General features: G+C 30.1%; 11 protein-coding genes. 6 read left to right on the forward strand and 5 right to left on the reverse strand.

Annotated elements, in window-relative coordinates; translation table 11 throughout:
• Positions 1–255: 255 nt before the first annotated feature.
• The 4 genes from QZV12_RS07605 to QZV12_RS07620 form a co-directional block, all read right to left on the reverse strand.
• Positions 256–2,094 (reverse strand): PP2C family protein-serine/threonine phosphatase, encoded by a 1,839-nt coding sequence (locus QZV12_RS07605; RefSeq protein WP_295619697.1) that lies wholly within the window; start codon positions 2,092–2,094, stop codon positions 256–258.
• A gap of 86 nt (positions 2,095–2,180) precedes the next feature.
• Positions 2,181–2,813 carry a 4'-phosphopantetheinyl transferase superfamily protein gene (locus QZV12_RS07610; RefSeq protein WP_295619701.1) on the reverse strand — a complete coding sequence of 211 codons (633 nt, stop codon included), beginning with the start codon at positions 2,811–2,813 and terminating at the stop codon, positions 2,181–2,183.
• 99 nt (positions 2,814–2,912) lie between these two features.
• Positions 2,913–3,212, reverse strand: a complete 300-nt coding sequence (locus tag QZV12_RS07615) for an STAS domain-containing protein (RefSeq protein ID WP_295619704.1) — start codon at positions 3,210–3,212, stop codon at positions 2,913–2,915.
• A gap of 79 nt (positions 3,213–3,291) precedes the next feature.
• Entirely contained in the window at positions 3,292–5,331 is a 2,040-nt protein-coding gene (locus tag QZV12_RS07620; RefSeq protein ID WP_295619707.1) for a SpoIIE family protein phosphatase, read from the reverse strand.
• 25 nt (positions 5,332–5,356) lie between these two features.
• Here QZV12_RS07620 and QZV12_RS07625 point away from each other — a divergent pair, with 25 nt between their 5' ends.
• Positions 5,357–5,617, forward strand: a complete 261-nt coding sequence (locus QZV12_RS07625; RefSeq protein WP_295619710.1) for a hypothetical protein — start codon at positions 5,357–5,359, stop codon at positions 5,615–5,617.
• Between the two features lie 37 nt (positions 5,618–5,654).
• On the opposite strand, the gene QZV12_RS07630 is transcribed toward QZV12_RS07625, so the two are convergent.
• On the reverse strand, positions 5,655–7,691 hold the full coding sequence (locus QZV12_RS07630) for a SpoIIE family protein phosphatase (RefSeq protein WP_295619713.1): 2,037 nt from the start codon (positions 7,689–7,691) through the stop codon (positions 5,655–5,657).
• A gap of 337 nt (positions 7,692–8,028) precedes the next feature.
• Between QZV12_RS07630 and QZV12_RS07635 the strand changes: the two genes are divergently transcribed.
• The 5 genes from QZV12_RS07635 to QZV12_RS07655 all read left to right on the forward strand — a co-directional run bounded on the left by QZV12_RS07635 (position 8,029) and on the right by QZV12_RS07655 (position 13,830).
• The gene (locus QZV12_RS07635; protein ID WP_366925551.1) at positions 8,029–8,691 is read left to right on the forward strand and encodes a delta 1-pyrroline-5-carboxylate synthetase; all 663 of its coding nucleotides are present in this window, start codon (positions 8,029–8,031) and stop codon (positions 8,689–8,691) included.
• Positions 8,692–8,970: 279 nt separating this feature from the next.
• Complete coding sequence (locus QZV12_RS07640; protein ID WP_295619716.1) at positions 8,971–9,132, forward strand: zinc finger domain-containing protein; 162 nt, start codon at positions 8,971–8,973, stop codon at positions 9,130–9,132.
• A gap of 85 nt (positions 9,133–9,217) precedes the next feature.
• Positions 9,218–9,448, forward strand: coding sequence for an elongation factor 1-beta (locus tag QZV12_RS07645; protein WP_295619719.1), 231 nt, complete (start codon positions 9,218–9,220; stop codon positions 9,446–9,448).
• Between the two features lie 411 nt (positions 9,449–9,859).
• Positions 9,860–10,924, forward strand: a complete 1,065-nt coding sequence (locus QZV12_RS07650; protein ID WP_295619722.1) for an NAD(P)-dependent alcohol dehydrogenase — start codon at positions 9,860–9,862, stop codon at positions 10,922–10,924.
• 419 nt (positions 10,925–11,343) lie between these two features.
• The gene (locus tag QZV12_RS07655) at positions 11,344–13,830 is read left to right on the forward strand and encodes a right-handed parallel beta-helix repeat-containing protein (RefSeq protein ID WP_295619726.1); all 2,487 of its coding nucleotides are present in this window, start codon (positions 11,344–11,346) and stop codon (positions 13,828–13,830) included.
• Position 13,831 lies beyond the last annotated feature (1 nt).

Consider the following 13,831-nt stretch of genomic DNA (forward strand, 5'->3'; position numbering starts at 1 on the left):
TTTCTATTTTTTTTATGAGGTCTGTTGAAAACCTTTTTTAAAAGTTTTTTTAAATTTTTACAGTTATTTTTTAAAAATTTTTATACAAATTTATAGGATTTCAACAAAGCCTTTTTATTCTAATTTTGTATTTTTATTAAAAGGATTTTTCATTTTCTGTGGGGGTTGTGTTTTTATTTTAATGATTTCTTAATTTCTATTGATTTTTTAAAATTCTGGTTCTTGTGTTTTTTTATTTAATTGATTTCTCAATTCCTATTGATTTTTTAAATTTTTTAAATATATCATAGTCATGTCATCAAATTGTTCTTGACCTTCAGTAAAATTATGGATGCTATTTAATAATGGTGTGATTGGCTCTTTTCCATCTTCAAATTCATTAAGGAAGTTTAAAAGCCGTTCTGTGCCATACATCTCGTAATCTTTATTATGGGCATCAGTTATTCCATCAGTATAAATGAATATCTCTTCTGTCAATTGAATTTCCTCATCCAAAAATTCGTAATCTTCAAAGACTCCAAGGATAAGTCCATTATCAATCTTCAAGTATTTGAATTCATTATTTTCTTTAATCAATGGGTAATTGTGCCCTGCATTTGAAAAAGTTAATTTTGCTGTGTTTTTATTGTATATTCCTAACCATAATGTAATGAACATGGATTCGGAATTATGTTCGCATAATTGATTGTTAAGTGAGCATAGCACTTTTGAAGGGCCCTCTTCATGATTTAATAATTGCTTTATCAGAACCTGTGTTTTCATTGCCAAAATTGCTGCAGGGATTCCTTTTCCAGATGCATCACCAATAATCAATGCTAAATTTTCTTCATCGATCATGTAGTAATCAAAGAAGTCTCCTCCTACTTCCCTTGCAGGATGGGAATATCCATTGATAATAAAATCTTCATTTTCTATAGGTGCAGTTGGCAAGTCTGATGCTTGAATTCTCTTAGCAATTTCCAGTTCTGTTTGAATACGCTCTTTTTCACCTTCAATTTCTCGAATATTATCAATATAATGATTATTATGTTTTATTAGGTTTGTATAACTCCGTGCAAGTTTTCCAATTTCATCATTTTCTCCAGTATATTCAGAATAAATTTCCAGCAGACCTTCAGCTTCGATTCTTTCATCTTCGCTGATGAATTCCTCGATTTCAGAAAATGATGTTAGGGGATTGGTTACTTTATATTCCACATATCTTAATATTGTAAAGCATGGAATAAGGAATATGCCGATAATCATATCAGTTATTATCAGCACTGGCATTGTAGGGAAAATCTTTCTAATGGTTTTCAAATTTAAGAATTGATTTGGATAGCCTACAAAGGACATGACTATGCCAACAATGGCTATGAATAAGGTTATTAAAAGGGTAACGGTTATGATTTTTTCAAGTATTGTTACTCTATTGTCGTATTCTACATCACATTCATTAGGCTTAGTTATATACCCAATCAATAGAACTCCAATTATTATTACTTCAATGATATAAACCATTTGAGAATGAATAGGGTTGATTATAGATATTATTGTAGCAAGCATCAAACAAATAAATATTGTCCTGTATAGTTTTTTATTTGCTTTTCTCTTGGATTTTTTTGGGAGATCCACAAAATCAATTTTTCTTGACAGCCAAATGCTTACCATTCCAAAAACAAATGCTATATTAATGAAATTAATAAAGTAATCTATTCCAAGGACAAATCCTTTATCACTTCCCTGGGAACTGTTTATTAAAAGACTGTGGGATTGAGAATAGATTAATCCACATATTAAAATGCTTATGATGAATAATATTAAATGGTAGATGTTATCCAGTTTTGGCTGAGTAATTTTTTGCTCCCTTAAATGTGAATACCATAGTTTATATGCCAGCATTAAAACTCCAAAACTTATAATCTCTGAGGATATTATTTCAAGGGGAGTATACCCTCCTGCATAATCAAATAATACATTGCATATCACTGCACCTATGGCACCGTAGGGTCCGAAGAGAAGTCCGATAAAGTATAATGCTCCAACATGAGGGGCAAATATTCCATAAACCCAACGCACGCTTAAATTTGCATTAGCTAAATAAAATAATGCCATTAATATGAATGATGTTATGACCTTTTTAAATTTTTTTTCATTATCCCACTTTTTTTAATCTTTTTTTTATCTTTAATTGATCTTTTTTAAAATAATTCTTCAATATCAATTTCTATTAATTCAGTCGTTTCATATTCACTTGCTACTCCGACTTTATATCCTTCAATATTAAATAGATTAAATTTAAGATTGTCGTTGTCTTCCCTAAGATGTATCTTATCTTCAATGACAATTTCAAAACTATCCAAGTCTAAATTAAATCCAAGTCCAGTATATTTCATATAGCTTTCCTTCAATACCCAATATTTGAAGAATTCATCACTTGGATTGTCTGATTTCATTATGGATTTATACTCCTCATTGTAGAAGTAATTTTTAGCTATCTTTAAATCAATTTCAGGGTCATTTATTTCAATGTCTGCACCAACTTCCCTATCAGATATTGCACATAAAACCATTTTCCCCGAATGACTTAAATTAAAATAAATATTTTCATTGTCATGTATGTATGGCTTTTCATATTTGCCTAATTTAAATTCAAAATTGATAATATTTTCTTCAGCCAATAATTTTTTCAAAAGAAGATATGCTCCTGCAGAAAGTTTCTTATCCTTTTCAAATCGATAAAAATCAATCTTTTCCTGCCTTTCTTTGGAAACGAGGGGGTAAGCTTTCTTCAAATCAAGGTCTTCTACATTGCAATAAGCTATTTTTATCATCTTTTCAGATTCCTTTATTGGCTATTTTTTATTTTAATTGTTTTTTTTTCAGATTCTTTTTATTGGCTATTTTTTTTTTTTATTTTAATTGTTTTTTTATTATTCGATATTTATGATTTTGTCAAATCCAGTAACATTGAATACTTTTTTAATTTTTTCATTGGCATTTTTTATAGTTAATTCTGCTTTGGTTCCTTTTAATTTCTTTTGAGTGATGAGCATTACTCTAAGGCCTGCACTTGATATGTATTCTAAATTAGCAAAATCAAGAATTAATGAGTCAAAATTACCTATTTCCTCTTTGATTGCATTTTCTAATTCTTTTGCAGAAGTAGTTTCAACACGACCTTCAACAGTTACTGTCAATTCTTTTCCATCATAATTCTTTGTTATATTCATATTATCACCTTTGAATTCTTTCACCTATCGATATTTTTATATTATAATAATTTCTATTAATAATTTATCTATTATAAGTTTATTCAATTTTTTTAAATATTTTCAAGTGATTTTCACCATTTGTATAATAATATTCCAAATCATCAGACATTTCTTTTATCCGCATTATTCCAAGCCCTCCAATTTCCGCGTCTTCAATTGTTTTTGGCTTTTCCTGATCCTCTTTTGAAAGAGGATTGAACATTTTGCCGTTGTCAATAAACTCTATTGCCATTAGGTCATTTTCATATTCCACATTGACAACGATATATTCGCAGATAGAATAGTTTACAATATTTACGAATGTCTCTTCAACAATCAAATCCACCTCAAAGCTTTCTAGAGTATCATGGATAAATTCGTTAAGTGTATCCAAGTTAGACAATTCAGGGATTAATCTGATTGATTTGACTTTATCATTCACATTTCTTTCGTATTGTTTTTCCATTTCATTTGGCTTATCATAAGTGTCCTTGTTTATTCTAATGAGGAACATTGTTTTATCCTCATTTTGCTGATTGTCATTGCAGAGATTGTCAAGGTCATCTTTTATATTGTCTATAATGAGGCTTAAATCATTGTTCCCATGTTTATTTAAGTTTTCCATTAACCTTTCTTCACCATATTGTTCATGGGCCTTGTTTTCTGCTTCTGTCACGCCATTTGTGCATAGGAATATAACATCATCCTTTTTCAGCTTCATTTCATGAATTTTAAATGAGATGTTTTTCATAATTGCCAATTTATCATCTCTTTCATTAGTCATGGATTCAAAATTGCCATTATTCCTGCGAATAAATGCTTGCTCGTGTCCTGCATTAACAAAAGATAATTTTCCAGTCTTTATATTAAGTTTTGCAAGCCAACAACTAATTCCATTATTATCTACATTGTCTTCATAAAGGATGTTGTTTACTTTGTACAATACTTTAGATGGATTTTTATAGTATCTTAAATAATCTTGGATTAATGTAATCGCTTTAACCATTATTAAAGATGCAGGCATTCCTATTTCATCCACATTTCCAATCACAAATCCTATGTTTTCATCATCAATTTGGAAATAGTCATAAAAGTTTCCTGCCATTTCATATGCTGCATTTAGATATGCATCAAGTTCGAATTTATTTTCTAATTTTTTGTTAAATGATTCAAAGTCTTTTGGAATCATGGATTCTTGAATATCATGGGCTAATTTAAGCTCTACTTCAAGTTTTTCCTTTTCAGAATTCACTTTCATTAGATTGTCTTCATATTCTAAATATTTATCTTCTAGTATAAGCATTGAGTCAACCAATATTTTAATTTCATTATTAATCTTTAAGGATTTCAAATTCTTTTCAATTTCATAATAGTCTTCACGGACATCAATTTTTTTAGATATTGTTTCGGATATTTTATTGATAGGGCTTGTGACATTTTTTTCCAATATGTATAGATAAATCAGTGTCGGTACCATGAAAAAGATAAATGTTATATTTGCAGATTTGAGAGTGCTGATGATTGCTTCAAAAGGGGTTATTTCCATTGTTGCACTAATAAGAACATAATTTATGGCTTGTATTATTACTATAATAACAAACAATACTAAAAATATGGAAATAGTTCCTTTAGTAAATAGATTTAAATCATAGTTCTCTTTGATTTTAAATACTTCTTCATCATATGGCTTAAGATAGTAAATTAATATGGATAATATTATTAAAACGGTATTCAACATTGGAAAAATCATTTCTTTCGAAAGGAGTTTTATGAGGCAAAGGCCAGTTCCCATTAGCAATACAATTGTAAATGCCTTTTTTGGCATAATGTTTCTGAACTGCATTTTAGGGGTGTATACAGGTATTTTAAATCGAGTAACAAAGTATATCATGAATATTGTGGCGATTAAGTTTAAATGTAGCAATAGAAAAACATTGAGGTTTAATACGCTGTTGACATATCCTCCAAATATCGCTAAAATAAATATTCCATTGATTAAAACGATTGCCAATATTTTAATTATGTTGTATAGACTTCCCATATTGGGAATCTCATAGCCATTTCGATTCAATATTGTGTACCATAGTTTCCATACCATTAAATTGAGGGGAAAAGTGAGAATAATGAGTATTAATGTATATGGATTGATTGTACCGGTTATAATCGAATATGCAAATGCCACTAACAAAATGCTTATGCATGCAATAGGGCCCCATAATAAGCTTAACGGAATTACAAATAAAATCATAAGATTAAATTGTGTATTCATCAGGCTTCCTGCTGCTATGGCTATGCCATTTATGATAATTAAGAATAATAATATAAATAGGTTTGATTTGAAGTTTACTTCCTCTTATTTTAATACGGGGGTACATAATTTATAATAATATAAATAGGTTTGATTTGAAGAGCTTTCTAATTCTATTCATTGTTTTCACAACCTATATATTTTATTATTAGCATAGTCACATCATCAAACTGATCTTTGCCGTCACAGAAGAGATGCACATCTTCTTTAATTCCTTCAACTATCTCTTCTAAACTTTTATCTTTAAGATGATTTAAGGTTTTTCTTAAGCGTTCATCTCCATAAAATCCTTTATGATCATTATTCGTATCGGTAATCCCATCTGAGTACATGAATATTATATCTCCAGGTTTTAGGTTTATTCCCTGCTTTTCATATTCAATTTCTTCCATTCCTCCAATAACGAAATTTGGTCTGATTTTTAAATATTCAAAATTATTTTCATCATCATTTTTTTCAAAACTGTTTTCATCAGTTTTAAGAGTTTCATTATCCTTTTCATTGGTTTTAAGAGATTTATTATCCATAACTTTATCATTGGGATTATTTCTTTTAATTAATGGGGGATTGTGCCCTGCATTAACAAATGTTAGTTTTCCAGTTTTAAAATTTAATTTTCCGTAAAATGCTGTAACAAATAGGTTCTCATCATTTCTTTCGCAGGATAAATCATTTACCTCTGACATTGCTATTTCAGGATTTTCATTGATTTGGCTATGGTTTCTAATCAGATACATGGTTTTAACCATAAGCAATGTTGCAGAAATTCCTTTTCCACACACATCTCCAATTACAAATCCTATATTCTCTTCATCTATATTAAAATAGTCATAAAAGTCTCCACTTACTTCCTTTGCAGGATTCATTAATCCAAAGATTTCAAATTCCCTATTCTTTGAGAATTCATCAAAATCGGTTTTTATCATATTGGATTGGATTTTGCTTGAAACATTAAATTCTGTTTCCATTCTTTCTTTTTCTTCCTTTGTCTCTTTAATTTGGGATAAATAAGACCTAATATTGTTTTTTAGCATTTGCATTGAGTTCACTAATCTTGAAAAATCATCGTTTCTATCTAAATAACCTTGTATTCGAGAATCCAATACCTTTTCGGTGTTTATCATATCTTCGACTTTTGATTTGTTTAATGCATCAATCAGGTCATACATTGGGTTTGTTATTGTTTTTTCAATATAATGAATATGTACCAATGAGAGAATTAATATTAAAACACTGGTATATGCTAATGTGGTCTGTGTTCTAAATTCAAGGGGTGAATCATTGAAAAGGAGATCTGTTATGGCTCTAAAGTCATTAATAGTGGCAAAAAATGCAATGACTAATATCAATATAAAAGTGATGATGATATATTCGATTATAAAATAATTTTCGTTTTTTATTTCAAAATCCATGTCCATTTTATTTATAGTGCATAATATTGAAACTATTATGAACAAAGCGGCATATGAACGCCCAATATTAATTCCGTAAATGAATAAAACTGCTGAAAGAATTGAATAAATTAAAGCTATTAAAAATCCATATAAAATGTACTTGTTATCAATATTCAGTAAGCTTCTCCATTTTTTAGGAAATTGCAATGGGATTTTTAATATATTGAAAATGCTTATAAACATTAAACCGAATAGCAATGAAAAATAAAGCATGCTTAGGGAATAATCTCTTAAATCGATTAGATCAGTAAATGTATATGCTAAATCGAATCCATCAATATAACTGGCGCTATAGAATATCAGGATGAAAAAGACATTTGTGATGATAATCATTATTATTAATAATTTTAAAATGCTTAATGCCGAATTAAACCTTGGGATATTTGGTTTTAACTTTCCAATTTTTGAATACCATAATTTGTATGTCATTATGCCAATAAAAAAGCATATTCCTGAATCAATCAATGATGCTATTATATTATAGCCTAAATAAAGATTCATAGTCAAAATCCCTACGCTTGCACCTAATGGCCCTATAGGTCCGAACATCAAACCTAATATTGGGTACAATCCTAGCTCCGGTGAAAAGGATGGAGCATTGGGAATTGTTACCTGTAGCAAATAATAAGATCCAAATTCCAGAAGAAATGAGAATAGGAAAAGGAACTTCTTATCATTAAATAGTTTATCAAGCATATTATCTCTCAGTGGTTTTTCTTTGGCTAAATTGGGTTTTTTAATTACTGTAATTATGTGCCTGGTTTAATTTTGTTCAATTATTTTTTTATATATTTTTTTTATATAATAAATATTCTTTTTTGTTTTTTAAATTGGGTTGGTTGAAATTGGGTAGATTATTAGAGATTTGCTATGGATTTCATTAATTTTTCATTGAAAAATACTAACTTATATATAAGGTAAAAAATAAATAGTTAATAAATGCTATTTTTATAAGTATTTTATATTTTGAATATTCTATATTTTATAAAAATTTAAATTTTTTAATTATTCATCATTCAGTTGTGATATTATTATTGAATGGGTTATTAAGATTGGCGGAAGTTTATTCCCACAAAAAGCTATTGAATTGGCAAATGCATTAAAAGGCCAAAACTGTTTGTTTGTTATTGGTGGAGGAGAATTTGCTAATCTTATTAGAAAATATGATTCTTTAATAGGATTTTCAGAAGATGTAACTCATGAAACAGCTATTGATTCTATGGATATTTTAGCAAAATTGCTGAATGATAAATTAGCATTTACAGAAATTAGCTATACTGCTGAAGAAGCAATCAGCATATCTAATTTGAATAAGATACCCATCATGATTTGTTCAGACATTCTAAAGGAAAATGAACCTTTTGCACATTCATGGGATGTGACAAGCGATTCAATTGCAGCATATATTGCAAGCCTTTTGGATGCAAAGCTTTTAATAGCAACAAATGTAAATGGTATATATACTAAAGATCCATCTTTAAGTGGAGCAGAACTGATTAATGAAATTGATGTAAATAAACTACTGACTTTTGACGAATCATCAATTGATTTGATGTTGCCTACTTTGTTGATTGAGTATGGATTGGATTGTTATGTTGTAAATGGAGAGTTTCCAGAAAGAGTTTTATCCATAATCCAAAGTGATGGTGAAATTAAGGATAATTATTTTGAATACACATTTATACATAATGAATGAAAATTAACTGTCTTTTTTATTAATGCATAGGTGAACTTAAGCGGATTTAAGTTTTTCATGGCTTAGATTAGATAAGGTCATGATTCGATTAGGTTAATCGATTAGATTAGATTAATAGATTAGTTAAATCGTATTTAGGTTAATCGATTGGATTAGATTAATAGATTAGTTAAATCGTATTTAGGTTAATCGATTGGATTAGATTAATAGATTAGATTAGGTTAATCATTAAGTTTATAAATTAATAAATTGAAATGTTAATAATATATGGTGATATATATGGAAAAAGTATACTGTCAATCTTGTAAACAAGAAATACCATTAATTGAACCTTATGTTCAATTCAACTGTCCAGAATGTGGTAAACCTATCGCAAGATGTGAAAGTTGCCGTACTTTCGGTCACTCTTACAAATGCGAATGCGGATTTGAAGGACCATAAGATTAATGGTTGTTTTAGAGAATAATTATTATTGAAATAATTTTAAACATATTTTAGAATAGTATTAACCCTTGGAGGAATGATTATGGGAGAAGTTGTAAACACTTTAAAAGTAATGCCTGAAAGCCCAGAAGTAGATTTAGAAGCATTAAAAGCAGCAATCACTGATGAACCTATTGCATTCGGTTTAGTAGCTTTAAATGTTGTATTCATCGTAGAAGACGGTGAAGGTGGAACTGGACCTACTGAAGACGCTGTCACTGCTTTAGCTAATGTGGCTAGTGCAGAAATTACTGATTCTAGAAGATTAATGTAAGTTTAATTCTTTTGAATTTAACTTATTTTTCTATTTTTTTTATTTATCTTATTTTTAAATTTTTTTATCTGATTTTTACTATTCTTTTTTTACTATTCTTTTTTTAATATTTTTTTATTAATGGTTTTGTTTACTTGTTCAATAAAAAATTTTATTTATATTCTTTGTAATATTTTCAAAGTTATATTTAAACAAATGATAATATTTTTTATCTTTATCTAAATATTCTTTAAATATAAATATTATTATTTATATATTTAACCAGGTTTAATATAATTTGACTGAAAAGTATTCAATTCAAGTATAAAGATTTAAATAATCTATTAACTAAATTAATTATTAGAGATGATTATTTTCCAGATTATTCCAGAATTTGATCAACTCTTAAATAATTATTTAGGAGAATATAAAATGAGAGGATTGGCAAGAATCGAACAAGACGTACTTGGCTGGGTTGACATTGAACTCGATGAATGTGGACCTTATGACGCAATCTGTAAACCACTCGCTATGGCACCATGTACTTCAGATGTACACATCGTATGGGGTCATGCATACATGAGCGATGCACCTAACCGTGTAGTAGGACACGAAGCAACCGCTGAAGTTGTTAAAGTAGGAGACAAAGTCAAAGACTTCAAACCTGGAGACCGTGTAATAGTACCTGCTATTACTCCTGACTGGTTAACTGTACCAGCAGAACAAGGATTTTCCCAACACTGTTATGGTATGGGTACAGGTATGAGTTTTGTAACCTTCAAGCACGGTGTATTTGCAGAACAATTCCACGTAAACCAAGCTGATGCAAACTTAGCACACTTGCCTGAACATGTAAGTTTAGAACAAGCTGTAATGATTTCAGACATGATGACTACAGGTTTCTATGCTGCAGAACTTGCAGATATTAAACCTGGTGATACTGTAGCTTGTTTCGGTATCGGTCCTGTAGGTCTTATGTCATTAGCTGGTGCACAAATTATGGGTGCTTCCCATCTTATTGCTGTAGGAAGTCGTACAGCAGCTATTAAAGTAGCTAAAGAATATGGTGCACATGATATTGTAGATTACCACAATGGTAGTACTGTAGACCAAATCATGGACTTAACTGATGGAAAAGGAGTAGACAAAGTTGTAATTGGTGGAGGAGGTAAAGACACCCTCTCTGAAGCTTTATCTGTTCTTAAAGTCGGTGGTATTATTGGTAATGTATTACACTATGACGGTATTGAAACCATCCCTATTGACGGTCTTGCATGGGGTCAAGGACTTGCTGTTAAGACTATCTGTGGAGGAGTATGTCCTGGTGGACGTGCAAGAATGGAAAAATTAGCTAATCTTATTGAATATGGCCGTTTCGACTCATCTAAATTAATCACTCACAAATTCGATAAGTTTGATGACATCGAAGAAGCTATGATCTTAATGAGAGACAAACCACGTGACTTAATTAAGCCAGCAGTTATTTTAGATGACTAACTAAACTTTTACTTGCCTTTGGCTTGCAAAAGTTTGATTAAAACTTTTTTCACTGGTTAGGAGTTTTTATCCTGACTAGTTTTTTTCTTTGTTTTTTTTCTTTTTATCTTTGTTTCATTGAATTCCTATTTTTCTCTTTTTATTATTTCATTTGTCTTTTCTTATTTTTTATGACTTAAATCATTTAGAATTTTCTATTTTTCTCTTTTTATTATTTCATTTGTCTTTTCTTATTTTTTATGACTTAAATCTTTTAGAATTTTCTATTTTTCTTTTTTTTTTTTTTTATTTCATTTGTCTTTTCTTATTTTTTATGACTTAAATCATTTAAAATTTTTTTTCTAAAATTTAAATATTATAAATATTAAAATATACATAAGTTTAGATGTTTTTTGGAACTAGTTGTAAGGAGGAAAACAATGAAAAATTCTGCTATCATTTTTTCATTTTTACTAGTTTTAATATTATTGGGGGCTAATTTTGTCAGTGCAGCAGATATGGGCAATCAAGATTCCCTCTTGCTAGAAAATGAGGATTTAGGTTTAAGTCAAGGATATGATATTGACTTCAGCAATGAAAATGAAAATTTAAGATCAAGTCAAGGATATGATATTGACTTAAGGTATGACAATGAAATTTTAGGGAATGATAATCAAGAGAATCTTGGTGAAACAGATATAAGTTATGACTATGAAATTTTAGGGAATGATAATCAAGAGAATCTTGGTGAAACAGATATTGGAAATTCCCATGATGAATCTGCCAATGAATTGGGCAGTACTGCTGATGAACTTTTTTTAAATGAAATTGACGCTATTCCTGAAATGGATATGGCAGATGTCATTACAGTAACAGGACAATCAAATGATTTGGATGTACTAGCTGTGGATACAAGCACATATTCAGAACTATCTAGAGAGATTGGTTATGGTGGAGATGTAGAATTGCAGCATGCATATTATACTTATGATTACGGAAATTCCATTGTTATCCAGAATGCTGGTGTTATTGATGGTAAAGGTGCGATTATTGATATGGATGGATCAAATATTCGTACATTCATTGCAAATGCGAATGTAACCTTTAAAAATCTGACCATTAAAAATGCTCGCTACGATGTTGGTTCTGGTTCTGCATTATATTTTAATGTCTATGGTACAGTAGAAAATTGTAATTTTACTAATAACGAAGCAAGTACTGTTGGTATTGTCTATCTACCTAATGGTAATGTAACAAATTGTAATTTTGATAATAACAAACTAACCGGCTGGAGTGGTAATGGTGTTGTTTACATTGGTAATTCTGGTTCTGTAAAAGATTGTACTTTTGTTAATAACTCTGCAAAAACTGAAGGTGGTGGAGTTTGGATTAATACAGGTACCGTTGAAAATTGTTATTTTACTGGTAACTATGCTTATGATGGTGGAGCAGTTTACTTTAATGGCAATGGTAAAGCAATAAACTGTAATTTTATTAATAACGATGTATCAAATGATGGTGGTGCAGTTTACTTTTACAGTGATGGTGAAGTATTAAATTGTAGTTTTTCCCGCAACACCGCTTATGATGGTGGTGCAGCTTACTTTTCTAGGGTTGGTATCGTTGAAAATTCTAATTTTACCAATAACAATTGTTCTGGTTCAGGCGGTGCAATTTTCTTCCATCATTCCTTTTCTCATACTGCAATAAACTGTAATTTTATCAATAACACCGCAATTTCAAGCCATTATGGTGGTGGCGCTATTTATGCGATTACAGCTAATATTGAAAATTGTAATTTTACCAATAACTCTGTAGAGACAAGTGCATATGGTGGCGGTGCTGTTTTCTTCTTTGGTAAATCTACTGTGAAAGGCTGTATTTTTGTTAATAACTCTGCAAAAAATGAATGTGGTGCTATTTACTTTGGAAATGATACAGGCACTATTGAAAATTGTAATTTCACTTATAATTCTGCAAATTGTGCAGGGGCTATTTTATTTAATGGAGGTTGTGTTGTAAACAGTTGTAATTTCATTAATAACTCTGCCCTTTCTAATGAGATTGGTGGTGGGGCTGTTTTGATTAATGGTTTTGCTAATGTATCAAATTCTAATTTCACTTATAATTCTGCCTTTTATGGGGGAGCGGTTTATTCTAATGGCGATTGTGTTGTAAACAGTTGTAATTTTATTGATAACTCTGCTGTTTCTAATGTGTTTGGTGGTGGAGCTATTTTATTTAAAGGTTTTGGGAATCTAACTGCTTGTACTTTTGTTAATAACTCTGCAAAAAGCGATGGTGGTGCTCTTAGCTTTGATGGGGCTGCTGGAGGTACTGTAACAAATTGTAATTTCACTGCTAACCATGCAACTGATGGTGGTGCAATTTTCTTTATTAATGAGGGTATAATAACAGATTGTGCTTTTGTTAATAACTCTGCAATAAACGATGCTGGTGCTGTTAACTTTGAAAATCTAGGTGCTGCAACAGGTTGTACTTTTGTTAATAACTCTGCAATAAGCGATGGTGGTGCTCTTAACTTTGATAGGGCTGCTGGGGGCACAGTAACAAATTGTAATTTTGAGGGTAACTCTGCTTCTTACAGAGGCGGTGCAATTTTCTTTTTTGATGAGGCTATAGTAACAGATTGTACTTTTGCTGATAATTCTGCTTACTTTGGTGGTGCTATTGCCTTTGAAAAGGTAGGTACTGCAACAGGTTCTACTTTTGTTAATAACTCTGCATTAAGTTCAGGTGGTGCAATTTACTTTGGTGAGGATAGTTCATCCAGTACTATGGCAAATTGTGATTTCACATTCAATAATGCTTTTGCAGGTTCTGCACTTTACTTCATACGTTCTTCCGCCACTATATCAGTTTCAAATTCACTTTTCTTAAATAACCGGCAGATGCATACCCTTTAGA

The sequence above is a fragment of the uncultured Methanobrevibacter sp. genome (assembly GCF_902769175.1).
In the GTDB taxonomy this organism is placed as follows: Archaea; Methanobacteriota; Methanobacteria; order Methanobacteriales; family Methanobacteriaceae; genus Methanobrevibacter.

Coding starts and splice junctions, on each gene's coding strand:
- QZV12_RS07610 (WP_295619701.1), bottom strand. CDS start 2,813: ATGATAAAAATAGCTTATTGCAATGTAGAAGACCTTGATTTGAAGAAA.
- QZV12_RS07620 (WP_295619707.1), bottom strand. CDS start 5,331: ATGGTATGGAAACTATGGTACACAATATTGAATCGAAATGGCTATGAG.
- QZV12_RS07650 (WP_295619722.1), top strand. CDS start 9,860: ATGAGAGGATTGGCAAGAATCGAACAAGACGTACTTGGCTGGGTTGAC.
- QZV12_RS07615 (WP_295619704.1), bottom strand. CDS start 3,212: ATGAATATAACAAAGAATTATGATGGAAAAGAATTGACAGTAACTGTT.
- QZV12_RS07645 (WP_295619719.1), top strand. CDS start 9,218: ATGGGAGAAGTTGTAAACACTTTAAAAGTAATGCCTGAAAGCCCAGAA.
- QZV12_RS07605 (WP_295619697.1), bottom strand. CDS start 2,094: ATGGCATTATTTTATTTAGCTAATGCAAATTTAAGCGTGCGTTGGGTT.
- QZV12_RS07625 (WP_295619710.1), top strand. CDS start 5,357: ATGAGTATTAATGTATATGGATTGATTGTACCGGTTATAATCGAATAT.
- QZV12_RS07630 (WP_295619713.1), bottom strand. CDS start 7,691: ATGCTTGATAAACTATTTAATGATAAGAAGTTCCTTTTCCTATTCTCA.
- QZV12_RS07655 (WP_295619726.1), top strand. CDS start 11,344: ATGAAAAATTCTGCTATCATTTTTTCATTTTTACTAGTTTTAATATTA.
- QZV12_RS07640 (WP_295619716.1), top strand. CDS start 8,971: ATGGAAAAAGTATACTGTCAATCTTGTAAACAAGAAATACCATTAATT.